Origin of the sequence: Alteromonas marina (genome assembly GCF_000808575.1) — a bacterium.
Lineage (GTDB): Bacteria > Pseudomonadota > Gammaproteobacteria > Enterobacterales > Alteromonadaceae > Alteromonas > Alteromonas marina_A.
The window spans coordinates 19194-45495 of sequence record NZ_JWLW01000023.1 but is presented as its reverse complement, the minus strand read 5'-3'; the positions used below and the strand labels follow the sequence as shown (position 1 = coordinate 45495).

The 26302-nt window shown below is 44.4% G+C and carries 24 protein-coding genes; 6 read left to right on the top strand and 18 right to left on the bottom strand.

Annotation, left to right across the window (positions count from 1 at the left end):
* The first annotated feature begins 150 nt into the window (after positions 1-150).
* Positions 151-1014: a YicC/YloC family endoribonuclease gene (locus tag RJ41_RS12480; protein ID WP_039221292.1), complete on the top strand. Its 864-nt coding sequence runs from the start codon at positions 151-153 to the stop codon at positions 1012-1014.
* Positions 1015-1173: 159 nt separating this feature from the next.
* On the opposite strand, the gene RJ41_RS12475 is transcribed toward RJ41_RS12480, so the two are convergent.
* From RJ41_RS12475 to RJ41_RS12465, 3 genes are all read right to left on the bottom strand, one after another.
* A complete protein-coding gene (locus RJ41_RS12475) occupies positions 1174-2679 on the bottom strand; it encodes a tryptophan halogenase family protein (RefSeq protein WP_039221291.1) in 1506 nt (501 codons plus the stop codon).
* Positions 2657-4330: a tryptophan halogenase family protein gene (locus RJ41_RS12470; RefSeq protein ID WP_039221289.1), complete on the bottom strand. Its 1674-nt coding sequence runs from the start codon at positions 4328-4330 to the stop codon at positions 2657-2659. The genes RJ41_RS12475 and RJ41_RS12470 overlap by 23 nt, the downstream gene beginning before the upstream one ends.
* A gap of 141 nt (positions 4331-4471) precedes the next feature.
* On the bottom strand, positions 4472-7402 hold the full coding sequence (locus RJ41_RS12465; RefSeq protein WP_240485796.1) for a TonB-dependent receptor: 2931 nt from the start codon (positions 7400-7402) through the stop codon (positions 4472-4474).
* Positions 7403-7929: 527 nt separating this feature from the next.
* Between RJ41_RS12465 and RJ41_RS12460 the strand changes: the two genes are divergently transcribed.
* Genes RJ41_RS12460 through RJ41_RS12450 form a run of 3 tightly spaced genes read left to right on the top strand, consistent with a single transcriptional unit; the run spans position 7930 to position 11939 of the window.
* Positions 7930-9267 (top strand): GH1 family beta-glucosidase, encoded by a 1338-nt coding sequence (locus RJ41_RS12460; RefSeq protein WP_039221285.1) that lies wholly within the window; start codon positions 7930-7932, stop codon positions 9265-9267.
* 17 nt (positions 9268-9284) lie between these two features.
* Complete coding sequence (locus tag RJ41_RS12455; RefSeq protein ID WP_039221283.1) at positions 9285-10892, top strand: MFS transporter; 1608 nt, start codon at positions 9285-9287, stop codon at positions 10890-10892.
* A gap of 45 nt (positions 10893-10937) precedes the next feature.
* The gene (locus RJ41_RS12450; RefSeq protein WP_039221282.1) at positions 10938-11939 is read left to right on the top strand and encodes a LacI family DNA-binding transcriptional regulator; all 1002 of its coding nucleotides are present in this window, start codon (positions 10938-10940) and stop codon (positions 11937-11939) included.
* Positions 11940-12079: 140 nt separating this feature from the next.
* On the opposite strand, the gene RJ41_RS12445 is transcribed toward RJ41_RS12450, so the two are convergent.
* Positions 12080-13240 (bottom strand): acetyltransferase domain-containing protein, encoded by a 1161-nt coding sequence (locus RJ41_RS12445; protein ID WP_052235466.1) that lies wholly within the window; start codon positions 13238-13240, stop codon positions 12080-12082.
* Positions 13241-13449: 209 nt separating this feature from the next.
* On the opposite strand from RJ41_RS12445, the gene RJ41_RS12440 reads away from it, so the two are divergent.
* On the top strand, positions 13450-13917 hold the full coding sequence (locus tag RJ41_RS12440) for a nuclear transport factor 2 family protein (protein ID WP_039221279.1): 468 nt from the start codon (positions 13450-13452) through the stop codon (positions 13915-13917).
* A gap of 51 nt (positions 13918-13968) precedes the next feature.
* Here the strand turns inward: RJ41_RS12440 and RJ41_RS12435 are convergent, their stop codons facing one another.
* The 3 genes from RJ41_RS12435 to RJ41_RS12425 form a co-directional block, all read right to left on the bottom strand.
* Positions 13969-14610, bottom strand: a complete 642-nt coding sequence (locus tag RJ41_RS12435) for a YiaD family glycine zipper/OmpA-like lipoprotein (protein WP_039221278.1) — start codon at positions 14608-14610, stop codon at positions 13969-13971.
* Between the two features lie 349 nt (positions 14611-14959).
* On the bottom strand, positions 14960-16159 hold the full coding sequence (locus RJ41_RS12430; RefSeq protein ID WP_039221276.1) for a cyclic di-GMP phosphodiesterase: 1200 nt from the start codon (positions 16157-16159) through the stop codon (positions 14960-14962).
* Positions 16160-16226: 67 nt separating this feature from the next.
* Entirely contained in the window at positions 16227-16565 is a 339-nt protein-coding gene (locus tag RJ41_RS12425) for an MGMT family protein (protein ID WP_039221275.1), read from the bottom strand.
* Positions 16566-16644: 79 nt separating this feature from the next.
* Between RJ41_RS12425 and RJ41_RS12420 the strand changes: the two genes are divergently transcribed.
* Entirely contained in the window at positions 16645-17226 is a 582-nt protein-coding gene (locus tag RJ41_RS12420; RefSeq protein ID WP_039221274.1) for a tRNA-uridine aminocarboxypropyltransferase, read from the top strand.
* Positions 17227-17249: 23 nt separating this feature from the next.
* Here the strand turns inward: RJ41_RS12420 and RJ41_RS12415 are convergent, their stop codons facing one another.
* The 11 genes from RJ41_RS12415 to RJ41_RS12365 form a co-directional block, all read right to left on the bottom strand.
* Positions 17250-17849 carry a glutathione S-transferase family protein gene (locus RJ41_RS12415; RefSeq protein ID WP_039221273.1) on the bottom strand — a complete coding sequence of 200 codons (600 nt, stop codon included), beginning with the start codon at positions 17847-17849 and terminating at the stop codon, positions 17250-17252.
* 150 nt (positions 17850-17999) lie between these two features.
* Positions 18000-18986, bottom strand: coding sequence for a hypothetical protein (locus tag RJ41_RS12410; protein ID WP_039221272.1), 987 nt, complete (start codon positions 18984-18986; stop codon positions 18000-18002).
* A gap of 199 nt (positions 18987-19185) precedes the next feature.
* Positions 19186-19599: a F0F1 ATP synthase subunit epsilon gene (locus tag RJ41_RS12405; RefSeq protein WP_039221270.1), complete on the bottom strand. Its 414-nt coding sequence runs from the start codon at positions 19597-19599 to the stop codon at positions 19186-19188.
* 60 nt (positions 19600-19659) lie between these two features.
* A complete protein-coding gene (atpD, locus tag RJ41_RS12400; protein ID WP_039221268.1) occupies positions 19660-21045 on the bottom strand; it encodes a F0F1 ATP synthase subunit beta in 1386 nt (461 codons plus the stop codon).
* Positions 21046-21078: 33 nt separating this feature from the next.
* Positions 21079-21939 carry a F0F1 ATP synthase subunit gamma gene (gene atpG, locus RJ41_RS12395; protein WP_012520217.1) on the bottom strand — a complete coding sequence of 287 codons (861 nt, stop codon included), beginning with the start codon at positions 21937-21939 and terminating at the stop codon, positions 21079-21081.
* A 58-nt stretch (positions 21940-21997) separates the two neighbouring features.
* Entirely contained in the window at positions 21998-23539 is a 1542-nt protein-coding gene (gene atpA / locus RJ41_RS12390; RefSeq protein WP_039221264.1) for a F0F1 ATP synthase subunit alpha, read from the bottom strand.
* Positions 23540-23552: 13 nt separating this feature from the next.
* Entirely contained in the window at positions 23553-24086 is a 534-nt protein-coding gene (gene atpH, locus RJ41_RS12385) for a F0F1 ATP synthase subunit delta (protein ID WP_015000145.1), read from the bottom strand.
* 14 nt (positions 24087-24100) lie between these two features.
* Positions 24101-24571 carry a F0F1 ATP synthase subunit B gene (gene atpF, locus RJ41_RS12380; RefSeq protein ID WP_014951452.1) on the bottom strand — a complete coding sequence of 157 codons (471 nt, stop codon included), beginning with the start codon at positions 24569-24571 and terminating at the stop codon, positions 24101-24103.
* 45 nt (positions 24572-24616) lie between these two features.
* Positions 24617-24838, bottom strand: coding sequence for a F0F1 ATP synthase subunit C (gene atpE, locus RJ41_RS12375; RefSeq protein ID WP_012520222.1), 222 nt, complete (start codon positions 24836-24838; stop codon positions 24617-24619).
* A 99-nt stretch (positions 24839-24937) separates the two neighbouring features.
* The gene (gene atpB, locus RJ41_RS12370) at positions 24938-25771 is read right to left on the bottom strand and encodes a F0F1 ATP synthase subunit A (protein ID WP_039221257.1); all 834 of its coding nucleotides are present in this window, start codon (positions 25769-25771) and stop codon (positions 24938-24940) included.
* A gap of 101 nt (positions 25772-25872) precedes the next feature.
* A complete protein-coding gene (locus RJ41_RS12365) occupies positions 25873-26259 on the bottom strand; it encodes an ATP synthase subunit I (protein ID WP_039221255.1) in 387 nt (128 codons plus the stop codon).
* Positions 26260-26302 lie beyond the last annotated feature (43 nt).

Genomic DNA, 26302 nt, shown 5'->3' with positions numbered 1-26302 from the left:
GTTAAAAACGAACTTTACATGTTTGCTTATTGAATTACGTAAATGTGCGCTAATATACAAAATACAAGAAAACCTGCTGTAGATATTCACGTATACAACACGACGTTCGGGTTGTTTTTGCAGGCTTTCAGTTAAATTTAAAGGATATTTATGATTTACAGCATGACAGCGTTTGCGCGCGTAGAAACCAAAAAAGAGTGGGGCTCAGCCGTGTGGGAAATACGCTCGGTCAACCAACGCTTTTTAGAAACTTATTTTCGCCTGCCGGAGCAGTTTCGCTCATTGGAGCCGGTTTTACGTGAACGATTCCGTAAAAAGCTAGCTCGAGGTAAGGTCGAATGTGCGCTGCGTTTTACTGCCAACGATGCTGCTGTAACTAAGCTAAGCTTAAACGAAGAGTTGGCTAAGCAAGTGCTTCACGCCGCTGACTGGGTGCAATCCCATGGCCAATCCACGGGGGTTAACCCGCTAGACGTTTTGCGCTGGCCTGGGGTAATCGCAGCGGAAGAGGCCGATATGGACACCATCCACGCTGACGTAATGGCCGCGTTCGACCAAGCACTTAACGATTTTATTAGTGCCCGCGCTACCGAAGGGGAAGCCCTTAAAGGTATGATCACCCAGCGCCTAGATGCCATTGAAGTGGAAGCTGAAAAAGTGGCCGCACGTATGCCTGAAATCATGGTGTGGCAGCGAGAAAAAGTGCAAACCCGCTTTGAAGAGGCAAAGGTTGAACTTGATGCAGGCCGTTTTGAACAAGAAATGATCATGCTGGCGCAAAAAGTAGATGTGGCAGAAGAGTTAGATCGTCTAAATGCTCACGTTAAGGAAACCCGCAATATCCTTAAGAAGGGTGGAGCAGTAGGCCGCCGTCTTGATTTCATGATGCAGGAGTTTAACCGCGAATCGAACACGTTAGGTTCAAAGTCTATCAGCACCGACATCACACAATCGGCGGTTGAACTTAAAGTCCTGATTGAGCAGATGCGCGAGCAAATTCAGAATATTGAGTAATTAAAAAGCAGACTCAAACTCATTCAATAAATAACACCAAACCCAGCTTTCTAGCTGGGTTTGAGACTTCTGTAGGGCGTTTGGTTACTCGTCGGTTACGAGCTGCTTGAGTCACCGTTAACGCGCGACCTGCCGCCAACATCTAACGCTTCTAATAATTCAATTCAAATACTGTGTTAAAAAGGCCTCGTGCGAGGGAAGTTTAGCTACGTGATTATCCACCTGCTGCTTTAATCCTGCCATAAACTGCTTTAAAGACTGCTCACTCATTTCATCGGCAACACGATGGTACTGGCTTGGTGTCATGCCCTGGCCCATTAATACTTGGGTCCATGAATCGACGCGAAAAATATCTCCGTCATCTAAAAACACGCGGCCAGACTCGGCAAATAAAGCCAATTTATGCTCAAGTGACGTAGGAATCTCCATGCGTTGGCATTGCTGCCAAAAGGGGCTGTCCTCTCGCTGTGTCACCTTGTAATGCATCACAATAAAATCGAGTATGGCCGACATTTCGCTATCAAACTTATTATTGTATTCGTCGATTGCGCTTTGGGTGATGCCATCGAAAGGGAATAGGCGCATTAAGCGTATAAGGCCAGTCATGATTAGATGGATACTGGTCGACTCTAAAGGCTCAATAAATCCACTGGATAGCCCTAGTGCCACGCAGTTTTTATTCCAACCACGCCTGCGTTTACCAGGCGTAAAACGAATCACTCTAGGCTCATTAATGGGCGCGCCTGTCACCTGAGCTTTAAGTGTATCTATGGCGTCTTCATCGCTCATAAAGCGGCTACAAAATACCAATCCATTACCCATTCGCTCTTGAAGTGGTATCTGCCAGCGCCACCCCGCCTTATGGGCCACGCTTTTGGTGTATGGCACAGGTGGGGCTGTAAGCTCAGTTTGCATAGCTACCGCACTATCGCAAAAAAGATAGTGTCGCCAATCGTCGTAACCGGTGTGAAGCGCCTGTTCAATAAGCAGCCCTTTAAAGCCCGTACAGTCTATAAAGAAGTCACCGTTTATCACTTCTCCGCTTGCTAATTGAAGGGACTGGATGTTGCCTGCTTGTGGGCATACAGTGACCTTTTCTATGTCTCCTTCCTTGTGCGTAACCCCAGCTTCACACGCTAGAGACTTTAAAAATCGACCGTAGGCAACAGCATCAAAATGATAGGCAAAGTTAAGCGGCATGGCTTCTGATGTGGCGAACTTGCTCTGTTTAGCGGCAATCAGTTCCGGGCAATAATCACCAAATTCACCACCAAATCCGTATTCTTTAGCCCTCAGCCAAAAATGATGAAACTCGCCAGCCCAACACTCTCTTCCGGTAATACCAAACGAATGGATATAGCTGTGAGCCTGTTCACGCCAGTTTTCAAACTCAATACCCAGTTTGAATGTGGCTTGGGTAGCGCGCATAAATGCTTTTTCGTCGATGCCCAGTAATTTGTGAAATGTTCTTATCGGCGGAATAGTGGCCTCGCCCACACCTACAATGCCAATATCTTTCGACTCGACTAGCGTAACCTTTATCGACTTACCCAAAAGCCGTGACAGCGCTGTGGCCGCCATCCATCCCGCAGTACCGCCACCCGCAATGACTACGTTCTTAACGGGCGTTTGATTTTTACTGCTATCTAAACCCGATACGGTCATAATAGGTGTCCTTTTTATCTGAAGTATTTTTTATGTCCTTACAACTCGAAGCTGAAGCATGTTCGTTCTTTTCACATTGAGCATGCGAGGGCACGTGTTGTTTTTCGTTGTTGTAGCGCTTTGCAATATCATTGAGTAAAACTCTGTTAGACGGCAATCCCTTCAGATAAGCGTTTTTAGTTCGTTGTAAGGTTTTGAGAATATGCAGAGCTTTACGCTTATTCGCTTCGCTTAGCCGTAATAGGGGCGCAGACGTAGAATAGCCCATGCCGTACAGTACATACTGGTAGCTAGCAGAGGGAAAAATCTCTTCGTTCTCGATAAGATCTAAGCGTGAAGGGCTTTGATACTTCCACAGTTCAAGCAATTCAGCGAGTGAGTCGGGTATGGACGCCTTATCTCTTTGCGCTATCCAATACGGCTCTTCTCTATCGCTCAAAACATAATGTAGTTTTAGAAAGTCGATAACGCGCTGCCAGCGATATGCAAAGCGCGAGTTGTAGCGCTTACTAACTATTTCCATGTGCTTTTTATTGTGCGGAAACGCCTCGCAGAGCATACGCAAGCCAAGCTCGACCATGGCAATGGCTGATGCTTCAAGCGGTTCAACAAACCCCGAAGACATACCTAAGCTTAAACAGTTTTTTACCCAAAACTGTGATCTATAGCCAGGTTCAAAGGAGAGTGTACGAAAAGAAAGCTCTGCATCTTGTGCACTAGGGTAGCGTTCACGAACGTAGTCAATCAGCACCTGCTTTGCTTGCTCTTCATTTGTGAATTGAGAACAGTAAACCAGGCCTACACCTCGGCGGTGCTGCAACGCAATATCCCACGTCCACCCACAGGTTTGTGCAGTAGCTACCGTGGTACTCTTTATTTCTGTATCGGTATCAGAATAAGGCACTTGAAGCGCAACGGCGCGATCGTTAAGCATTGTGCGCTTAACCGGTATCCATGGCACATTAAAATGTTTATCTATAAGTAAGCCGCTGCTCCCTGAACAATCAATAAACAGATCGCCAACGATTTCTTTGCCGCACTCAGTTATCAATTTTTCAATATAACCATCTGAAGACGATTTAATAGACCCAATATGCCCGCTCACATAATCAACATTTAGCTTGTCTACGCAATGTTGTTTCAGCAAATCGGCAAGCTTTGTAGCGTCAAAGTGATAACCGTAATTGAGCACGTGGGCATAGTCTGGGGTAGCTATTTGTTTCGGCGCCTTGCCTGCTACACACATTGCGGCCTGTAACGAGAATGCATCTTGGTATGGCGTGTTTGGCGCTAGTGCCTTCCAGCAAGCATGGATGTCGAGTTCGTTGTAGGCAGCAGGAACAGTAAATGGATGGTAATAGCTGTGCGCATTTTTACGCCAATTCACAAAGCTAGAACCTTGTTTAAAAGCGCCTTGGCATAAAGTTAAAAACTCAGATTCACTAATGCCAATATCCAGAAGGGTATCGCGAAGTGACGGCCATGAACCTTCACCAACGCCGATGGATGAGACAGTAGGAGATTCAACAAGGGTAACTGAATGTTTTGTGCTAAGTTTTGCCCCAAAAACGCCAGCCGCAAGCCATCCTGCTGTCCCACCTCCAACAATGACGACCCGATGTAGACCGCATTGGTTTTGTGAATTATTCATAAGACGATAACCACGCTACATTGAAAAGCACTGTTTCTCTGACGTGTTGAAGCTTGTGTTTACTATTTAAACAGCACTATGACAAAAAAACCCGCTAAAGCGCAACCCTAAGCACTTTAGCGGGTAAACACACCCCAATATTTAAAATGTATATCTGGCGCTTAGCGCATATCTAGCGCCATATTCATCTAAGTTCCAAAGCATTGCGCTGGTACGCCCATGTCTGCGAATATTTTCTTCAGTGATGTTGATCCCTTCAAAGGCTACCGTTAAATCTTCGGTAACATCATAGGAGATACTTAAATCTATCTGTGAATACGCTTCGGTATAACCCGGCTCATTGATGTACTGAGAAGTTGTGTCTAAAAACTTGTCGCGCCAGTTGTATGCAATACGAGCTTGCAAAGCGTCTTTCTCGTACATGAATACAAGATTAGCAGTATCACTTAAACCTACTAGAGCAAATTGTGTAATTAACGGGTTAGCTTCATTGTCAAAACCGATATCTCCAGTAACCGTTGTATAGTTTGCCTGTACACCAAAGCCACTGTCACCAAAGAAGTGCTGTGCCGCGAACTCAAAACCATAAATATTCGCCGCTTTATTGTTAACCGGTTTAGCGTTGACGAAGGTAAGAAGCGGATCATCGCTGTTTGGCAATATATCGAATTGCTGCTCAAACTGGTCATCCGTTAGTGAGTCATAGTCAATACCGTTTTCTAGCGCGGCAACCATGTTGAATAAAGATGTGTCGCTTACTGGAATACCACGAGCTTCCAGTTCGGCCAAGGCTTCTTGTGCCCGTGGTCCGTTGGTTACATCACGCAATCCAAATACGTTTTCCTCTACCTGTTCATCACCAACAAAATTCTTAACTCGCTTGTCGTAGAAACCAATCGACACATAACTGGTTTCTTCGAAATAGTACTCAAACGACAGATCTAGATTATCGGATTCAAGTGGAACAAGCGTTGGATTACCCGAACTAGCCGTAGCCGTTGTGCCACTTCCAATAAGGGTAGGGAAACTCTGTGGCGAGACTGTTGAAGCGGCGCTCAGCCTTTCATAAGTTGGGCGCGCGATAGTCTTGCTATAAGAAAAACGAGCGATCATGTTTTCCACAATTTCTATATCAAAATCTAATGCTGGTAATACATGGTCGTAACTTGTTTTAACGGCAACATCTTCCATTTCACTACCAAAGCGCACGTTAAAATCATTATTACCTTCCCACGCAATACCGCTCGGTAAGCTTATGTTTGCAATAGAAGTAACATCAGTATTTTCATAGCGAACGCCAGTAAGCAGGTTATATTCCATGCCGTTCAACTCACCTGACAAGTCTAGCTCAAAGTAAACTGCGGTTATGTCTTCTTCAATAGTGCGGTTGGTCGCGAATGGATTGTTAGCCACTAAGTCAAATCCATATTCTTGGGCTGCAAATGCACCAATTTCTGCAACACTCCCGGTGAAGCCCTGTGAGAACATACCGCCGGTGTTAAAATCATCAAATTCGTTTACTAAATCGAGCGGAGTTAAAGAGCCCGCAGGAAGTTCACCGGGATTTTCAATACCCCAATTTCCCATTGTGTGGCGCGTTAGTGATTGAAGTGACGTACTTTCCATAGAGCGCGACTCTATACCAAAGTTAATGCTTCCGGTATCCATGACGTAAGACCCATCAAGACGAGCTTGGGTAATCTCGGTATCTTGCGATGAGAAATTCATGTCTAGTATCGATGTACCTACATCATCTTGGTCAAGTACACCATTACCGTTTAGGTTGTCTCGAGCAGCATCGTCAAAATCGACAAACATAATCGGGAAATCGCCTCTGAAATCGACGCCTTGTCCTTTGACCACGTTTGCGCCTAATCCTAAGTTTGTCCATGTTCCATAAGGCGCATCTGGCCGACCTTCAGCTGACGAATTATGAAGGTCAAAAAACAGGGTAAGATCATCATTTACTAAATACTCGAGGTTTAAACCAATAGACTTATTTTCGTTAACTTGGTTTAGCTCCTGGAGTGCCAAGCCTAGGTCGCGAGGCAGTAAATCTCTGCGTTCTTGAGTGATTAATACCGGTGTCCTTACTGCTTCATCGTCAAAGGTCAGTTCCGCAAAGTATCTGTCATCCATCCAAATTGATTGTTCAGCGCGCGCTTCAAATAGATCCTGCCTTGAATACGTGTAATCTAGCGTGGCCGTCATCTTATCCGACGGGGCAAACTGGATTGTTAGCTGTGCATTGGTTCTATCACGCTCGCGGTCTGCCATGTAGTAACGTAAATCAGATGGAATGCCGAAAAGCTGCCCAATAGCAGGGGCGTTGTTCAAAACTACAGGCTCGCCACTGTTTGAATTGGCAGGATCAGGAGATTGCGGTACCGTGCCGTCAAATGAGTTGACTCTCCACTGATTTACAAATGCCCCTTGCGCAGCACTGTCACGCTGTTGGAATGAGCCGGTAAACGTCACACCAAAAGTATTGTCGTCATTGAGGTAATTGATAAAGCCCGAGACTTCTGGCGTGACGTCATCACCAACGCGGTTAGTCGTATCATGCAGTGCCTTAGCACCTACGCTTGCAGTAAAACCGTTGTCTGCTGAATCGAAGGGTCTAGCTGTTTTGATATTAATTGAAGCACCAATCCCGCCTGTTGCGATACTTGCTCTGCCCGTCTTGTAGACTTCTACAGTTCTTACACTTTCAGAAGCTAAGTCAGAAAAGTCATAAGCTCTAGAGTTCGCGACACCGCCACCACCAGGTAATGCGGAACCCGGCATAGTACGCCCATTTAGGGTAACCATATTGTAGTCTGGACCGAAACCGCGAGCTGTTACCTGATTACCTTCACCATTGTTTCGGTTAATAGAAATACCCGTTATACGCTGGAGCGATTCCGCTAAGTTAGTATCTGGGAATTTACCAATATCTTCCGCCGAAATAGCATCGACAACACCGGCGGAGTCGCGTTTTATTCCCATCGACTTCTGAACACTACTTCGTATGCCTGATACCTGAATAACTTCTATGTTTTTTTCTGTTTCTTGCGCCGTCGCAGGTGACATCACGCCGCTACTCAAAGCGGTGCCGAATATCAATGACAAACTTGCTGCGATCTTGCTTTTAATTGGTGTTGTTTGTGTCACGGTCTTTCTCTCTTTAATAGTGGCTTTTATATGTGTTGTGAACCTTACGCGCTACCAGAAAGGGCTTTCTCGAAGAGAAACGATAACACCCATGCACAAGAAAGCGCTTTCCGAACATTAATTCAACAGAAGTTTAAGATCAACACATTTTTTACAATTAATTCACAGGGAGTATCTAGCCCGAGATATTGCAAGCCTCTTTAAAAGTAATTTAAACAAATAAATATCAACACTTTACAAAAAAAATAAAAACTCTATGAAATGGCGATAAAAATCCCAAACAGACTATCAAAATTTCAGTTTTATTAACGTAAAAATGAAACAAAAATAAGAAAGCGCTTTCTAATTGATTTTTATTTGTGCTATAAACCGATTCACTATTTTAGATTAATTGTACTGCCAGCATCCTCTTAGAATTTGCGCAGTAAGAAAAAGGTTATCGACATATGAACAGCATTTCGCTTCCCGCAGGCAGTCCCTTACTCAAAAATTCGTTTCTTTATGGAACTGCCACGTCAAGTTTTCAGATAGAAGGGGATGTCGATAACCGTCTCGAGTGTATTTGGGATAGATTTTGTGAACGGCCTTCAGCCATCGCTGATCACTCCAATGGCGATGTCGCCTGTGATCATATTGCTCGCTGGAGAGAAGATTTCAACATTTTGTTAGACTTAAATGTAGATGCTTACCGTTTCTCTATTTCTTGGCCGCGCGTTATCACTCAAGAAGGTGAGCTAAACCCAAAAGGCGTTGCCTTTTATAAAACGCTAGTTGATGCGTTAAATGAAAAAGGCATTAAGCCATTTGTTACCCTTTATCACTGGGATCTCCCGCAGCACCTGGAAGATAAGGGTGGGTGGCTTTACCGACAAACCGCTTTTGCATTTGAAGACTATGTTGACAAAATAACGCAGGCGTTAGGCGAGTCCGTTTTTTCCTATGCAACATTCAATGAACCTTTTTGCAGTGCTTATTTAGGGTATGAAATAGGCGTACACGCCCCTGGCAGAATAGGTAGAAAATACGGAAGAACTGCGGCACATCACATTTTGCTAGCACACGGCCTTGGGATGAAGGTGCTTAGAAAAAATGTCCCAAATAGTGAAGCTGGCATAGTATTGAATTTTACGCCATGCTACCCCGCCACACAAAAGACTGAAGACCTATTAGCCACCCGCAAAGCAGATGACTATATCAACCAATGGTATATGCAGCCTGTAATGGAGGGAAGCTACCCCGAAGTGTTATTTGATATAGACGAAGCGGATAGACCACCAGTTGAAGCTGGTGATATGGAGACAATCTGTCAGCCTATCGATTTCTTAGGGGTAAATTTCTACACGCGATTACACTACTCTGCGCCCAAAGAGAAAGGCGCATTGTATTTAGAGCATCCTCATCAAGGTCCATTGACCGATATTGGTTGGGAAATCTATCCAAAAGCGCTTTATGATTTACTTACTTCATTAAACGAACGATATACGCTTCCTCCCATTTTTATAACTGAAAATGGTGCTGCAATGGCAGACGAACTCAAAGATGGTCTTGTTAATGATGTGGATCGGGTTGATTACTACAATGCCCATTTAAACATGGTACACAACGCAGTGATTGATGGAGTAGAAGTGAGTGGTTACTTCGCATGGAGCCTGCTTGATAACTTCGAGTGGGCGGAAGGTTACGAAAAGCGATTTGGGCTAGTTTATGTGGATTTTGAAACGCAAAAGCGTACGCTTAAACTTAGCGCCAATGCTTATAAAGCGCTCATAGCAAGTCGAACATAACAACAGTGGAAATAGCAATGAACCATAAGCTGACATTAAAAGAAAAAGTAGGTTATGGCATGGGCGACGCTGCGGCCAATTTAGTTTGGCGGGGCGCACTTGCATATTTGGCGGTATTTTATACCGATACGTTCGGTATTACAGCCGCTGCAGCTGCGATGCTATTTCTTGTCGTTCGTCTTTCTGACGGTGTGACCGATATTATCATGGGAATGATTGCTGACAGAACCCAAACTAAGATGGGAAAGTTTCGCCCTTGGATATTAGGCTCTACTCCTTTTCTTGGCCTTTTCATGGTCCTTTGCTTTACCACACCTGATCTCTCGTATTCAGGCAAACTCATTTACGCTTACCTGACCTACATCGGACTAACCTTAGCGTATACGGTTAATAATGTACCGTACTCAGCGCTAATGGGCGTGATGACCAGTGATGATAGAGAGCGTACAAGTTTGTCTGGCTTTCGTTTTGCCGGGGCATTCTTTGGTGGACTGCTTGTTATGGGTTGTTTGCCTATGCTGGTGGACATGCTAGGCCAAGGGAACACTGCTGTAGGGTATCAATATACCATGTGGTTGTTTGCCACGTTGCTTGTCATATTAATGTGTGTAACAGTTTTTACCACGAAAGAGCGCGTAACGTTGCAGCAGGTTTCAAAGCCTCAAGACACTAAACTGGACTCTCCAAAAACAGAGACAGGTTCCCAAGTAGCGCCCGCTCCTCGTTCACTAACATCTGAACTCATCGACTTGGGAAAGCAGTTACCGTTAATTCTAGTTCCTCTTTCAGCAATAACCGCCTTCTTTTATTATCGAGACGTATTAACTGGGGCAATCTTCATTACTGTTATAGCGCTTACTACTATTGCAGTTAAACGGTTAACTCGCCGACCGGAAGCCGAAAACACCCGTTCTCAGCAGGATATTATCGACCTGCTTTCCAATAAACCCTGGCTAATTCTGTTAGGAATGGGTTTTCTAACCATGATGTTTAACGGCATCAAATATGGCGTTATTGCCTACTATTTCAAATATTACATGGGCAATGAGCTGCTCACAGGCTACTTTTTCATTTCACTGCTGGTGGTGTCGATTTTCGGTGCATTAGCAACGTCTAAATTAGCCGCTGTTTTTGGACGAAAGAAGCTTTTTATTATCGCGCTGTTAGCAAGTAGTGTATTGACCTCTGGCATTTATTTTGTTCCTCAGAAAAGCGTGAGCGCCATATTCATTCTAGGTTGCAGTGCAGAGTTTTTTGCAGCCATATTACCTACATTATTTTTCTCTATGCTAGGAGACTCAGCAGACTACAGCGAATATAAGACAGGTCGAAGAGCCACCGGACTCGTCTACTCTGCAGGCTCTTTTGTTCAAAAAACAGGGGGAGGTTTTGCAGGGGCGCTCGTCTTATTGGTATTAGGAAGCTATGGCTATAACGGTCTTGATATCAATACAATTAATCAAACGCTTCCGGGCATGAAGTCTTTAATGAGTTGGATACCGGCGCTATTTGGCTTTGCTGGCGCAGCGTTAATCTGTCTGTACCCATTAAATGACGAAAAACAAAAAGAAGTTACACAAGCTTTACTCTCTCGACGTAGCGAACAACCGTCGATATCGGCATAATACAGTCAGTTAGAGTGATTGTTTTAGAGAACGAGGTCTTATCACGTGCCCACCATTTATCAAGTTGCCGAGCGTGCAGGTGTTTCTTTATCTACGGTATCCCGCGTATTAAATGGTAAGGCTTCGGTAAACAAAGTACTGAAAGAACGCGTAGAGAAAGCGGTTAAAGAGCTAAATTACCGCCCAAATTCTGTCGCTCGTTCATTGGCAAATAACCGCACTGACAGCGTTGGGGTACTTGTACCTGAACTTAACGCTCCGTTTTTTGGCGACCTAATGCAAGCTGTAGAGTCAACGCTGCGTGCCGCAGATAAACATGTCATTATTTCGGTAGGACGAAATTGCCTAGAAACAGAGAAAGACGCGGTAGAGTTTCTCATTAGTCGTAACTGTGATGCACTCATCATGCATGCAGAAGCATTGCCTGATGAGTATTTATTGGAGTTAAATCAGTCGAAACTTCCCGTTGCTTTGGTTAACAGACGGGTGGAAGGGTTAGCTGAGGCATGCACTAGTCTCGATAATGAAAAGGGTGGATATCTGGCTACCCGCCATTTACTCGAGTTAGGCCATAAAGATATTGCATATATCTCTGGACCTGCTGGCAAGAGTGACGCGATGTTGCGCCTGGAAGGGCACAAGCGCGCCTTGTCGGAAGCAGGGTTGCCCATAAACCCACAGTTAATTTTTAACGGCGACTATTCTGAAGATGACGGTAAGATTGGCCTGTTAGAGCTGATGGCGCGCGATGTGCCCTTTACGGCTTTAGTGTGTGCCAACGACTGGATGGCATCGGGTGCGATAAGCTGCGCGAGAGATTTAGGCATGAGCCTTCCCCAAGACTTATCTATTGTCGGTTTCGATGACGTGGTATTTGCCCACCATGTTTTTCCTCGTCTTACCACGGTGAGTAACCCAATTGCGGAAATGGCTGAAATGTCAGCCAAGTACATACTTAATAAAGTATATGGTCAGGCTAATAACGTTCAGCTGTACTTCGAACCTTCCTTGGTTGTTCGGGAGTCTACGGTAAAACATGAAGGATGAAGCCAAGCTGGTAAGTCGAAAACCGACTTTCATCTAAACTCTCAATTAAAACTTTCAATTAAGTGCCTTTCGCTCCCAATAGCACACTTTGCTATCCATCTTAATGATGGTAGAACCCTCCATAGACGCAAAGGGCTGTTTTATAAATATTTAAGCCAAGGTGAGTGGTGTTTGGATTTGTAGGCGCTAAACCATTTAACAGGGAAATAAAGCACTATACTAAGACCTGCAGCTATTAGCCAAATTTGATAAATGTGGTCTACGCCCACGTACTTTCCTTTATTTGCGCCCCAGATAACGAATGCAATGCCGTACATCACCAGCAATACGTACAAATGCAGGATGTAGAAAAACATCGGAACCGAGCCAAAGGTGTCAAGAAACGCAAACTGCGTTTCCTTAACGCGTTCGAAAGCAAACAACAATAGAAACATGCCGGCCAGCGTAAAGAGCAAAAATGCTAAAGACGGTGGGTACTTAGTCAAATTAAGTAATGACATCAACGTACTGATAGCACTTTGTTGTAGCTCCCAAGGCAAGGTCTCACCGTAAATATTCAAACCGCGAAGTAGGCAAAATAGGCTGAGCGACACAGCAAATAAACCAAGCAACCACCGACCGCGTCGCGCTTTATCAAGTTGTTGACTGTAAAGGGGCCCACATACATAACCGAGCAATATTACCCCTATCCAAGGAAGCACGGGATAACTCACTTTGATATTGAGTGTGGCTGACTGCAGTATATAGCCTCTATCGTGCAGCATTGTCCAAAGTGTATAGCCTGTTTCATGTGGAACATAGCTAATTGGCGTTAGTGCATTATGTCCAAAGACAATTAAGAGGCCTAATATGAGCAATAGTGTTCTTGGAAGATAACTCAATACTGCCAGAGAAATCATACTGATACCTATGGCCCACATCACCTGAAGATAAAGCGTTTGGAAACTCGCCCCCCAACTAAACGTAATAAATGTGAACTCCAAGAACAAAATAAACAATCCACGCTTAAATAAGAACTCTCTTACATTGCGTGTAGGCTTAGGCTTATTCACCGAATCCGCAGGATTGGCATAAAGCCAGGCGGATAACCCCGTCAAAAATACAAAAGTGGGGGCGCAGTAGTGTGCGGCTAGCCTTGTGAAGAATAAAGCGGGCGACGTAGTATCGATATCCATGGGATCAGATACCTGCAAATGCAGAAAAAAGCGTTCTCGCACGTGATCGATAAGCATAATGAGCATGACTAAGCCACGCATCATATCAATACTTCGAATACGGTTTCGTTGAATATTTGGAGACATTTTAGCCACTACTTCGATAAGAGATGTTTATTGCCAATATAACGTCGATTAAAAACGCAAAGGCTTTTAAGCTATTGATAACATCGAGAGCCACACTATTAACCCTATGCTATAACATTACACTAAAAAGTTATAATTGTTTGCTTCGAATATACGAATAATGCGTTCAGCAGCATAATAAGAAATCCTAAGAGAAAAACGGAGTCACTATGAAATATCTATTGTTAAGTCTGGTCATGCTTGCTGCAGCGACGGCAGCCGTTGCGAACGACGACCGCGACGCGGTGAATCAGACACTCAACGCCTTACATCACAACGCGTCAGTGGCGGACCTTGATGAGTATTTCAGTTTGTATCACGACAGTGCGATCTTCATTGGCACCGACGCATCTGAAGTATGGACCAAAGAAGCGTTTAAGGCGTACGCCAAACCTCACTTTGATAAAGGCAGAGGATGGACATACCACCCGCGAGACAGGCATATCTATTTTTCCCCTAATAACGACGTAGCCTGGTTCGATGAACTGCTCGATAATGAAAGCCTGGGAGAAACACGAGGCACAGGTGTCTTAATAAAAGAGGGAGCGAAGTGGAAAGTAACCCAATACCATTTAACTATCCCTATACCCAACGCGCTTGCAGATAGCGTTGCTAATCAAATTAAAACAATGCAATAAAAAAGCCCCGACGTCACGGGGCCTTTGTTTCTCTTTAGGTCTTAACTACCTTTAGGTATTAGACTGTGTGAGTGGTTGAATTTCCATCTCTACTCGACGGTTCATTGAGCGGTTTGCTGCACTATTGTTAGGTACTTTAGGTGCGTATTCGCCCATACCTACCGTTGTGATGCGCGTCGGGTTAACAGAATAGTTAATAAGTAAATTCTTAACCGCTCCTGCACGACGCTCAGATAAAGACTGATTATACTGCTCAGAGCCTGTGTCATCCGTATGGCCTTTAATCATAAGAACGGTTTTTTCGTAGTTGTTTACGACTTTGGCAACGTCTTGAAGAACCGGATTGAAGTTAGGGCTGATGCTAGAACTGTCAGTAGCAAAGGTAATGTCGCCTGGCATGATCAATCGCAGATTATCGCCTTCGCGCACAACTTGAACGCCAGTATCAGAAAGCTCAGTTCGAAGCTCTTCTTCCTGTTTGTCCATGTAGTTACCTATCGCACCACCCGCGATTGCACCTACCGCAGCGCCCCACGCATAACGACTTTTGTCGTTATCACCTGTCGCTTTACCCAGCAATGCGCCTACTACCGCACCAATTGCGGCTCCTTTTTGCGTATTATTCGGATCAGTTGCGCAACCTGCTACCGTTAGTGACGCAGCAATCAAACTTACAGCAAGAGTCTTTTTCATAACTTCCTCTTATTTCAATTAAAAGCTTAATATTGATGAGTTGCATTTATCCATTGCCACTCTCAATAAGCTCAGTGTTAGTTTTGCATTAAACAACTACAGTGATAGCAATTAGCGTTCCACTGGCAAATATTATCTGTGTGAGTAATAACGAATACCTGATCGTCACGAGTTCGCATCCTGCTTAATTTTTCCTAAAGGTCAGCACTCAAAGGCATTACAGCACTTCACGTATAGAGTATTGTAGGGCATCAAACCTGAACGTTAGCTAAATGAGCGTTGGAAGAAAGAAGAAAAATGCGTTGGTGCACAGTGTAAATACTACACTGTGTTGCTAAAAAGTAACGTTTTAGCCTATTGAAACTGAACGCTCAAAAAATGCGTTCACATCAATCTTATAGTCAGACGCTATTACGGCTTTGTTGATACTGATTGTTTTATCCGATGATAGGTCAACATCTTTCGGCGTTAAATAGTGGTTACTGCGAACCGAATAAAAAACCTTCACGAGTGGCGTAAACGGGGAGTCTCTCTGTTCAAGCACCATCGCTAATTTATCATTTGATAATAGAACTAGGCTCCCCACAGGATAAACGCCCAGACATTTTATAAACTGTTGAACGAGCGACTGGTCAAGCCGCGTTGGCGCATCACTCATCAAAATAGAGAATGCCTTTTGGCTAGGCATACCGGCCTTATACACCCGGTCTGCTGTGAGTGCATCGTACATATCGGCAATGGCAAGCATTCGACCCGCTTGGCTAATATCCTCACCTTTGGTCCCAGCAGGGTAACCTAACCCGTCCAATCGTTCATGATGCTCACTAATCGCTTGAATCAGCGGCTGTGCAATTTCCGTACTTTTTAAATAGTCGACCCCATGCTTTACATGACCTTTCATGATTTCCATTTCGCTCTCTGTGAGGCGGCCTGGCTTATGAAGAATTTCATCTGGGATTTTGATTTTGCCCAAGTCATGTAGAAAGCCTGCATAGGAGAGATCTTGCACCTCTTCTTCAGACATTCCTAAATACTTGCCAAAATTGGCGAGTAAAATAGCAACGTTAAGAGAATGCTCTAATAAATAGTCGTCTTTCTCGCGAATTTTAGTCAGGCAAAGCAGCGCGTCGGGGTTTCTATCTACCGATTCAACTAATTTGTTTGAAAATGCTTTAGGAATACTTGCATCAAAAGGCGTCTCTTTTTGCACATTGGCAAGTAACAACTTTTGAAGTTCCTTGCCTTGCTCGTGAAGCTTTGCGGCTCTTACCAGCTCATTTTCAAGTGATATTTTTTTTGATTTTACCGGCTGATCAGAAGGCGAGTTTTGGTGCTTTTCCACAGTGGCCGATGAACTAGGTTGTTCAACGTTAAACGCCTTATCTGTATCAATGGCGAGTGTTTTCACACCTCTCTTTTTAAGCGTTTTAACCACATCACCAGACGTAACGCGCCCTTGGCTCGTTACCGTCAACGCACCTTTTTGCTCTAAAATTTGATGAACAAACATGCCTGGCACTAACTGATCAATAGTAATCTTTTTTATCATCTTATATGCACTGCACTATATTAATCGCCATATATTTGCTAACTGCTCTCATATAAAAAGTGAAAGTTCAGTACTCTAACTCTACTAGTATAGTATGTAAATCTGGCTTCCAACCAAACTTCGTCATATTCACTCGGTAGTTTTTAACGACCACACCTTCCTCGGCTAATCGCTCTCTCTGCTCATCCGCTTTTTCAGAGCCAACAGGAAAAGCAATTTTACCGTCAGCACGTAGTACGCGATGCCAGTGGCAGTCAGCATTTATTTCTCTTAAACACTTTCCCATCATTCTTGCCCTACCGGGTAATCCACACAGGTCGGCGAGCAAGGCGTAACTTATTACCTGCCCCTCAGGCACTAAAGAGAGCGTTTTCTCTACTCGAGATTGTACTGCTTCATGTGGCATGTTGTATATTATCCTATCTATTGAGGTACTTAGTTAATAAGTGCGATAAACGTTCAAGAGAGAATAAAGAAATTCAGTTATGCGCCTTTATTGTGAACACTGTGGATATCCTCAAAAAACCTGTATTTGCTCTCACATTAACACAGTAGATACATCGTTAGAGATTGTGATAATTCAACACGAAAAAGAAGCACTTCATGCCAAGAACACGGCGCGCTTAGTTTCATTGTGTATTCCATCAACGCGGATCATACCTGCTAATGATGTCATCGCTATGCAATCCCTATCCAAACACTGCTTACCTCAGCATTCAGTGTTAATTTACCCGAGTGAACATAGTACACCTATAGAAGATGTAAGCGCCGACGAACGTTCTAAACTCAGCAAATTGATTCTTATAGATGGTAGTTGGAAACAAGCATTTGGCTTAGTTAAACAGAATCCATGGCTAGCAAAGTTGCGAGCGTTTCACTTCAATTCTGCACCGGCGTCTAACTATGCTATTCGGCATACGACATTAAGTAACGCACTCTCTACGCTAGAGGCAACCGCTTATGCATTGCTGCGCTTAGATCAAAGCGATATTTCGGGGCTTCACGAGGCCCAAAGAGCCTTACAAGATAAGTGGCAAGGCCCCATGTCACATAGAAGGCATTTGTAGCGTATAACTTCGTTTAGCGCACATTACGCGTTCATGGGAATGAAGCCCTTTTGATCTTTGACTAAACTTATCCAATTTCGAATGGCAGGGTAGGCAGAAAGATCAAACCCACCCTCATGGGCAACGTGGGTATAGGCAAACAGCGAAATATCCGCAAGAGTTAGAGCATCACCAAGTAAAAACGGTGTCGTATTGAGTTGGTGCTCCATAACCGCCAGAGCACGATACCCCCCGGCTTGTTTAGATTCGTATTCCGCTTTCCTGTCCTCGGGTAGCCCTAAATAAACATTGATGTAACGAGCAACGGCGATATAAGGCTCGTGACTGTATTGTTCGAAAAACTGCCACTGCAAAAGCTGCGAAAAACTATAGGGAGAAGAGGGGATTAAAGGGGTATTAGATGCTAGATAGTGCATGATCGCATTAGATTCTGACAACACCCTACCATCATCGAGTTCTAGCAACGGAATTTTTCCGTTCGGGGACTTTTCTAAAAAAGACGGTGCTCTTGTCTCTCCCTTCATTATATCTACATCAACCCATTCGCAGGTTTTACCTAATAAAGAAAGAAGCAGTTGGAGCTTGTAGCAATTTCCAGAGCGTTTGTCGCCATATATTCGCACAATAGTAATCTCGTTAACTTATGAACTTTTACCATAGCAATGCTTCGAATCAGCGACAATCAGTATGAAAGAATATATATAACCATGTGGGCGATGTTTTGTATAAGCAGATGAGGTTGGCTTAAGAGGGGCCCTTCCGATGGCCGCAATTTAGTGGTATCGAGGCAATTGAATTAGCCACTCTACAACAAACAACAAAACCCAAGAAATAGGGATGAGAGCGAGGCATGCTGCAACTCGTGCTTTGTCCCTTGGTGCAAAGATACGAGCCCCCATCTTAAGCACGCGTTCTTTTTCACTTTCTAGCTGTTCGATAGAAACCGCCGTTACAGACTCTTGCTGTTTTGCACATCGCTTGATTCCATCTTCTATGTGTTCTTCAAGAATTAAAACCACTTCTTTTTGCTCGTCTTCCAGTCTTTTTTTCAGCTTGATTACAGGCCAAAATAAATAGAACCCGACAACCCCAGTGAAAAAAGTAACCACTAAAACATCTATAGAAGGTATGTCTTTTTTTAACCAGAAGATTGGGAAGATAGTAAGCGCGCCCATAGCGAAAATACTGTTGGTAGTTCCTAGCTTTAAAATTGTCATTATCGATTTAAGGCGGTCAATATTACCGCCAGCATGAGGCAAAACTTTGTTAGTAAGGTATTTAATATTAGAGGATATCTGAAATAAAAATAAAATGGCTAAGAACCAAAAGGGGACTGCCGTTGCAGTGAGAAAGAGGACGTGAATTTCCTGCTTTACCGTTATCAACCCCTCAAACATGCAATACACAATAGTGATCATGATCGAAATAATGATGGCGTTGAAAATGTGGTGTTTGAACTCAAGAGAGAGTTCACTTCGGTGGGATGAAAACTGACTGAGTTGGTTTGTTTTGACAAGCAGGGAAATTAAAGTGCTCGCAACATTCTGATGCATTAAACGCAGTGCGAACCAAAAATACCCCGTTAACAACGACATGCCAATTGCAGAATTGAAATCCCGCTGTGCTCTTACTTCCCCTACGCCAGGCCAGTCTAAAGCGCCCGTAAAGTAATGCACTGAAAGTAAAATCAGTGTTGTTAGCAGAGGAAAAAATCCAATAGAGGCACCTTTGTGCATGTTGGAATACAGGTTAAGCTTCATTTCTATAATTCGTTACAGGCAAAGGTGGCACTAGAATTAGCGCCGATTACGTTTTAATTTAAATCGGTTAAAACGCTGTAACGATAAGCTTTGTGTAGTGCGATAGCAATAAAAATAAACGTAAGAGAATGTGAACGACCACTTTTCGTTCGGCAATAAAAAACCCGCCATTTGGCGGGTTTTTTCAAAGCTGTGCTTTTTACTTGCGTAACTTCTGAATAAGACGAAGTTGAGCAATAGCTTCTGCAAGCTCGTGAGCTGCTTCAGCGTAGTTAAAGTCAGCGCCTGGGTTGGCGATGTGCTCTTCTGCACGTCGTTTGGCTTCTTGTGCTGCCTGCTCGTCAAGATCTTCAGCTCGAACCGCGGTATCAGCCAGTACGGTAACATTGCCAGGTTGTACTTCTAGTACACCACCAGCAACATAAATTACTTCTTCTTCACCGTGCTGTTTAACCAAACGCACCATACCAGGTTTAATAGCAGAGATAAGTGGCGCGTGCCCTGGGTGAATACCCAGCTCACCTTCGCTACCGGTCACCTGAATCGCTTCAACGCGACCTGAGAAAATCGCTTTCTCCGCGCTTACTACGTCCAAATGTACTGTCATTGCCATGTGAACCTCCTGATTAGGTACGTTAGCATTATGCTAGGCTAGCAACTGCTAGCCCTGTCATTATGCTTTCTTGGCTTTCTCTAGCGCTTCTTCGATAGAACCAACCATGTAGAAGGCCTGCTCTGGAAGGTGATCGTACTCACCGTCTAGAATGCCTTTAAAGCCACTGATTGTGTCTTTTAGCGATACATATTTACCAGGTGCACCAGTAAATACTTCTGCTACGAAGAACGGCTGAGATAGGAAACGCTGAATCTTACGAGCACGTGATACCACTTGCTTGTCTTCTTCAGATAGTTCGTCCATACCTAGGATCGCGATGATGTCTTTCAGCTCTTTATAGCGCTGAAGAACAGTCTGTACGCCACGTGCTACGTCATAGTGCTCTTGACCAATTACTAGCGGGTCTAGCTGACGAGACGTTGAATCTAGTGGGTCTACCGCAGGGTAGATACCAAGAGACGCGATATCACGAGAAAGTACTACCGTTGCATCCAAGTGAGCAAAGGTTGTCGCTGGAGATGGGTCAGTCAAGTCATCCGCAGGTACGTATACCGCTTGGATTGAAGTGATTGAACCTGTCTTCGTTGACGTAATACGTTCCTGAAGTACACCCATCTCTTCTGCAAGAGTAGGCTGGTAACCTACCGCAGATGGCATACGACCTAGAAGTGCAGATACTTCAGTACCTGCTAGGGTATAACGATAGATGTTATCTACGAAGAATAGAACGTCACGGCCTTCGTCACGGAACTTCTCAGCCATTGTTAGACCGGTAAGTGCAACACGTAGACGGTTACCCGGTGGCTCGTTCATCTGACCGTATACAAGCGATACTTTATCAAGTACGTTTGATTCGTTCATTTCGTGATAGAAGTCGTTACCCTCACGAGTACGCTCACCAACACCAGCGAATACTGAGAAACCGCTGTGCTCGATCGCGATGTTACGGATAAGTTCCATCATGTTTACGGTTTTACCTACACCCGCACCACCGAATAGACCAACTTTACCACCCTTAGCGAATGGACAAACCAAGTCGATTACTTTGATACCAGTTTCTAGTAGTTCTACCGAGCTAGACTGATCTTCGTAGCTAGGCGCTTCACGGTGAATAGACATACGCTCTTCTTCACCAATTGGGCCAGCTTCGTCGATTGGGTTACCCAATACGTCCATGATACGACCTAGTGTCTTCGTACCAACTGGAACCATGATTGGGTTACCGGTATTTTCTACTGCAAGACCACGTTTTAGTCCGTCAGTAGTACCTAGTGCGATGCCACGAACAACACCACCACCTAATTGCTGTTGCACTTCCAGGGTTAGACCTGACAAGTCACCTTCGGTAACTTGTAGTGCGTCATAAACTCTTGGTACCGCATCTTGTGGAAATTCAATATCCACAACGGCGCCAATGATTTGGACGACCTTACCTTGACTCATAATTTGTCCTCGTTATCTCTTTTAAACCTTTGCCTACACCGCTGCGGCACCGCTCACAATCTCACTGATTTCTTGTGTGATTGCAGCCTGACGCGCTTTGTTATATACCAGTTGTAACTCATCAATGAGGTTACCGGCGTTGTCGGTTGCTGCCTTCATGGCAACCATTCGCGCAGCTTGTTCTGACGCCGCGTTTTCTACAACACCCTGATACACCTGAGACTCAATGTAACGAACCATTAGTGCTTCCAAAATTTCTTTTGGATCTGGCTCGTAGATGTAGTCCCAACGATGTTGATATTCTTCGTCTTCTGACTTTGGCAAAGGCAATAACTGATTGATCACAGGTTTCTGTGTCATGGTGTTAACGAAGTCATTGAATACCAAGAATACTCGGTCAATTTGTCCTTCGTCGTACGCTTTAAGCATAACGCGTACAACACCCACTACATCGCTCACAGACGGCTTGTCACCTAAACCAGATTCAGCAGCAAGCAACTTGCCACCAAAGCGGTTGAAGAAACTGCACGCCTTAGAACCTAATGCAGCGAAATCCACTTCTACACCTTGTTCACGCCATTTTTTGACGTCTTGAGTGACGAGCTTAAATTCATTGGTGTTCAAGCCACCACATAAGCCTCGGTCAGTGGAAATCACAATGTAACCGACTCGCTTGACTTCACGCTCTTCCAAATAAGGATGGCGATATTCAAGGTTACCGTTTGCAATGTGACCAATCACTTTAAGCATATTTTGTGCATATGGACGGCCAGAAGCCATACGTTCCTGCGCCTTTTTCATTTTAGACGCAGCAACCATTTCCATCGCACTGGTAATCTTCTGAGTATTTTTGATACTCCCAATCTTACCTTTTATTTCTTTACCGCTGGCCATGACTATCTCTCCGATTACTCAACGAATTGCGCTGGTGGTTAAACACCAGCACCATTGATTACCAAGTTTGTGTCGCTTTAAAAGTTGTTAAAGCGTCGTTCAACTTAGAGGCAATCTCGTCGTTGTAGTTACCTGATTCGTTGATAGTCTTCATAAGGTCAGCGTGTTCGCTGTTCATGTAAGAGTGAAGAGCGGCTTCAAAATCTAGGATTTTGTTAAGCTCGATACCCTTAAGGAAACCTTTTTCTACCGCGAACAGAGATACACCCATATCAGCAATTGAAAGTGGTGCGTACTGCTTCTGCTTCATTAGCTCAGTTACGCGCTCACCGTGCTCAAGTTGCTCACGAGTTGCGTCATCAAGGTCAGAAGCAAACTGCGAGAACGCCGCAAGTTCACGATACTGAGCTAGGGCTAGACGGATACCGCCACCCAACTTCTTGATGATTTTAGTCTGTGCAGCACCACCAACACGAGATACCGAGATACCAGCGTTAACCGCTGGACGGATACCTGCGTTAAACAAGTCAGTTTCTAGGAAGATCTGACCGTCGGTAATTGAGATTACGTTAGTTGGTACGAATGCAGATACGTCACCAGCTTGCGTTTCGATAATTGGAAGCGCAGTCAATGAACCTGTCTTACCTTTCACTTCGCCGTTTGTGTAACGCTCAACGTATTGTTCGTTTACACGTGCAGCACGTTCTAGTAGACGTGAGTGAAGGTAGAATACGTCACCTGGGTATGCTTCACGGCCTGGTGGACGCTTAAGTAGTAGTGAGATTTGACGGTAAGCAACAGCTTGCTTAGACAAATCATCATATACGATTAGCGCGTCTTCACCGCGGTCGCGGAAGAATTCACCCATAGTACAACCAGAGTAAGGCGCTAAGTATTGAAGCGCAGCAGACTCAGATGCAGATGCTGCAACCACGATAGTGTGGTCAAGTGCACCGTGCTCTTCTAGTTTACGTACTACGTTAGCGATAGTAGACGCTTTCTGACCAACCGCTACGTACACACATTTAATGCCTGTACCTTTTTGGTTGATGATAGCGTCAACAGCCATTGCTGTTTTACCACACTGACGGTCACCGATGATAAGCTCACGCTGACCACGACCTACTGGGATCATGGCGTCAACTGACTTATAACCAGTTTGTACTGGCTGGTCTACCGATTGACGCTCGATTACGCCAGGTGCAATTTTCTCAACTGGCTCGAAACCAGCAGCGTCGATTGCGCCTTTACCATCGATAGGCTCACCTAGTGTGTTAACAACACGACCTAGTAGTGCATTACCTACTGGTACTTCAAGAATACGACCAGTAGATTGTACTTTATCGCCTTCTTTAAGGTCCGCATAAGGACCCATAACAACTGCACCTACAGAGTCTCGCTCAAGGTTTAGTGCAATTGCGTAACGGCTTCCAGGAAGCTCGATCATTTCACCTTGCATTACATCTGCAAGGCCGTGAATGCGGATAATACCGTCTGTTACTGCGACGATAGTACCTTCATTACGTGCTTCACTGCTTACATTGAACTGTTCAATTCTTTTCTTGATCAGTTCAGCAATTTCAGTGGAATTAAGTTGCATGCTCTTATCCCCGTTATGCTTGCAACGCGTCTGCTAGACGGTTCAATTTCGACTTTACGGAACCATCAATAACTGTATCGCCGGCATTAATTACCATTCCAGCGATCAGGGCAGGGTCCACGTTACAATTAAGCTTCACTTTACGTGCCAAACGTTTTTCCAAAGATGCAACCAACTCATTTTGTTGTGCATCGGTCAGCGTAGTTGCTGAGGTTACGTCCACTTCTATTTCTTTGTCGTAATCTGCTTTAAATGCATCAAACAAAGTAGAAATTTCAGGCAACGCGGCTAAACGTTTATTTTCAGCCAAAACCTTAACTAGGTTTTGGCCGTGTTCGTCGAGTTGCTCACCACAAACATTGTTAAAAATGTCGGCAAGCGTGTCAGCGGCAACCGCACCAGACAAAAGCTGGTGCATGTCATCGTTCGCTGCTACAGCGCCTGCAAAGGCTAACATTTCTTGCCATTTTGCAACGGCGTCTTTCTCGACAGCAAAATCGAAAGCAGCTTTAGCATAAGGACGAGCAACGGTTGTCAATTCAGACATGGCTCATCTCCCTATTAAAGCTCAGCGACAAGTTTTTCAACAATGTCGTTTTGTGCGTTTGCATCGATTTCACGTTGTAAGATTTGCTGTGCGCCAGCTACTGCAAGTGCAGAAACCTGCTTGCGCAAATCTTCTTTGGCACGATTGCGTTCAGCTTCAATCTCGGCATAACCAGAAGCGATAATCTTTTCGCGTTCCGCATGGCCTTTTTGCGTTTCTTCGTCAACCAATTGGTTGGCACGCTTTTTAGCCTGCTCGATAATTTCAGCTGCTTGCGCTTTCGCATCTTTCAATTGCTCAGTAGCTTTCGCTTGAGCAAGCTCTAGGTCTTTCTCTGCACGCTCAGAAGCTTCAAGCCCATCGGCAATCTTCTTCTGACGTTCTTCAATCGCTGCCATTAGTGGAGGCCATACATATTTCATGCAGAACACCACGAACACAGCGAAGGCGATTAATTGACCAATAAAAGTGGCGTTAAAATTCACAATCGCCCCTCCTCTTAAAGTTCGCTAAAAAAGTGTTTAGTAGAATTAGGCACCAACAGCGAACAATAGGTATAGAGCGATACCAACACCGATCATCGCGATGGCGTCGATAAGACCCGCTACGATGAACATCTTAACTTGTAGTTGAGGTGCTAGTTCAGGTTGACGAGCAGCAGATTCAAGGAATTTACCACCTAGTAGACCGAAACCAATAGCGGTACCAAGGGCACCAAGACCAATCAGTAGTGCAACAGCGATGTATAACATTTACGTCTCCGATTTAAGTTAAATTTAAAGTTAATGTTTAAAAGTCAAACTCTGTAAAAACGGTGTCGATTAAAAATCAAAACCGACACCCGTTAATGCTTAGTGGTCTTCACACGCCAGGCTTAAGTACACGATGGTAAGCATCATGAAAATAAACGCTTGAAGCGGAAGTACCAGAATATGGAACACAGCCCACATGAAGTGCAGTGGAAGCTGGAAATAACCAATTGTAGCAATCAAAATGAAGATTAGCTCACTGGCATACAAGTTACCGAACAAACGCAGTGCTAGTGAAAGCGGACGCGCAAGCAAAGTAACCGTTTCAAGAATAAAGTTCACCGGAATAAAGATAGGGTGACCGAAAGGCTGCATAGTAAGTTCTTTCGCAAAACCGCCAATGCCTTTCATCTTGATTGAATAGAAAAGAATAAGAATAAACACGCCTGAAGCCAGTGCGAACGTTAAGTTAAGGTCAGTGGTTGGAACTGCCTTGTTGTAAACGTCGTGTGGATCCATGCCAAAAGCCGCTTGGCCGATAAGACCAGATATCCATGGAATAAGATCAACTGGCACCAAGTCCATAAGGTTCATTAGCAATACCCATACAAAGATAGTTAGCGCTAATGGCGCAATAAGTGCGCTCTTACCATGGAAAGTGCTTTTAACGTTGTCGTCAACAAACTCAACAACAAGCTCAACAAACGCCTGCATTTTGCCAGGTACGCCTGTTGTCGCTTTTGAAGCAACGCTTCTAAAGATAATTAGGAAAAGAAGACCAAGACCGATAGACCATGCCAGTGTATCAACATGCCATGCCCAAAAACCGGCGTCAGAACACGCTTTGTTAAAAGCAATTCCGTTGTCAGTTGAGCACATGGTGGCATTGGTCAAGTGGTGCTTGATGTATTCTGAGGTAGTGTATTCAGATGCCATTGTTTAACCCAAGTTGTAAAGTGTAAAAATTTGGTGACTGGTTCTTTTGTCTCAATCGGTCGATTACGTTGTTTTAGTTATTGCAACGCCTCGCGCTGTCTTTATTCTTTCGTACCGTAATGAAACATGGCTAGCCCGTGGCTAGCGGTTGTAATCACGAATGCCATAAAAATTTCTAATGGCGTGGCATTTAAGCCTTTAAAAGCAATTACAAATAAAATGATTGTCAGTGCCAGCTTCAATTTTGAGCCTTGGCTAAAACTCCGTGCAACAAGGTCGTTTTTACTGGCACCTGCGTAGCGAAACGCGAAAGCCATAAAAACACTGTTAGGCAGTATACTAATTAAAGAACCTGCCGCTGCCGACATGGCGGAATGACTTCCTCCTGCGGCAGCTGCGAAAGCGGTAACGAATAGGGCCGTGACAGCCTGAAAAAGTAGCCCTTTCTTGGCGAGGTCTAACCCGCGTTTTGCTAACTTGTTCGTCACTTTTACTCGCAGCTTGTTCACGTCTTACAAAAAGCGTCAGAAG

Bases quoted from the DNA above. Each gene is read 5' to 3' on its own strand.
- RJ41_RS12470 (WP_039221289.1), bottom strand. From the start codon at position 4,330: ATGAATAATTCACAAAACCAATGCGGTCTACATCGGGTCGTCATTGTT.
- RJ41_RS12430 (WP_039221276.1), bottom strand. From the start codon at position 16,159: ATGATAAAAAAGATTACTATTGATCAGTTAGTGCCAGGCATGTTTGTT.
- RJ41_RS12480 (WP_039221292.1), top strand. From the start codon at position 151: ATGATTTACAGCATGACAGCGTTTGCGCGCGTAGAAACCAAAAAAGAG.
- RJ41_RS12425 (WP_039221275.1), bottom strand. From the start codon at position 16,565: ATGCCACATGAAGCAGTACAATCTCGAGTAGAGAAAACGCTCTCTTTA.
- atpG (WP_012520217.1), bottom strand. From the start codon at position 21,939: ATGGCCAGCGGTAAAGAAATAAAAGGTAAGATTGGGAGTATCAAAAAT.
- RJ41_RS12465 (WP_240485796.1), bottom strand. From the start codon at position 7,402: ATGTCACCTGCGACGGCGCAAGAAACAGAAAAAAACATAGAAGTTATT.
- atpH (WP_015000145.1), bottom strand. From the start codon at position 24,086: ATGTCTGAATTGACAACCGTTGCTCGTCCTTATGCTAAAGCTGCTTTC.
- RJ41_RS12405 (WP_039221270.1), bottom strand. From the start codon at position 19,599: ATGGCAATGACAGTACATTTGGACGTAGTAAGCGCGGAGAAAGCGATT.
- RJ41_RS12455 (WP_039221283.1), top strand. From the start codon at position 9,285: ATGAACCATAAGCTGACATTAAAAGAAAAAGTAGGTTATGGCATGGGC.
- atpA (WP_039221264.1), bottom strand. From the start codon at position 23,539: ATGCAACTTAATTCCACTGAAATTGCTGAACTGATCAAGAAAAGAATT.
- atpD (WP_039221268.1), bottom strand. From the start codon at position 21,045: ATGAGTCAAGGTAAGGTCGTCCAAATCATTGGCGCCGTTGTGGATATT.
- RJ41_RS12435 (WP_039221278.1), bottom strand. From the start codon at position 14,610: ATGAAAAAGACTCTTGCTGTAAGTTTGATTGCTGCGTCACTAACGGTA.
- RJ41_RS12420 (WP_039221274.1), top strand. From the start codon at position 16,645: ATGCGCCTTTATTGTGAACACTGTGGATATCCTCAAAAAACCTGTATT.
- RJ41_RS12460 (WP_039221285.1), top strand. From the start codon at position 7,930: ATGAACAGCATTTCGCTTCCCGCAGGCAGTCCCTTACTCAAAAATTCG.
- atpE (WP_012520222.1), bottom strand. From the start codon at position 24,838: ATGTTATACATCGCTGTTGCACTACTGATTGGTCTTGGTGCCCTTGGT.
- RJ41_RS12445 (WP_052235466.1), bottom strand. From the start codon at position 13,240: ATGTCTCCAAATATTCAACGAAACCGTATTCGAAGTATTGATATGATG.
- RJ41_RS12475 (WP_039221291.1), bottom strand. From the start codon at position 2,679: ATGACCGTATCGGGTTTAGATAGCAGTAAAAATCAAACGCCCGTTAAG.
- RJ41_RS12410 (WP_039221272.1), bottom strand. From the start codon at position 18,986: ATGAAGCTTAACCTGTATTCCAACATGCACAAAGGTGCCTCTATTGGA.
- atpB (WP_039221257.1), bottom strand. From the start codon at position 25,771: ATGGCATCTGAATACACTACCTCAGAATACATCAAGCACCACTTGACC.
- RJ41_RS12440 (WP_039221279.1), top strand. From the start codon at position 13,450: ATGAAATATCTATTGTTAAGTCTGGTCATGCTTGCTGCAGCGACGGCA.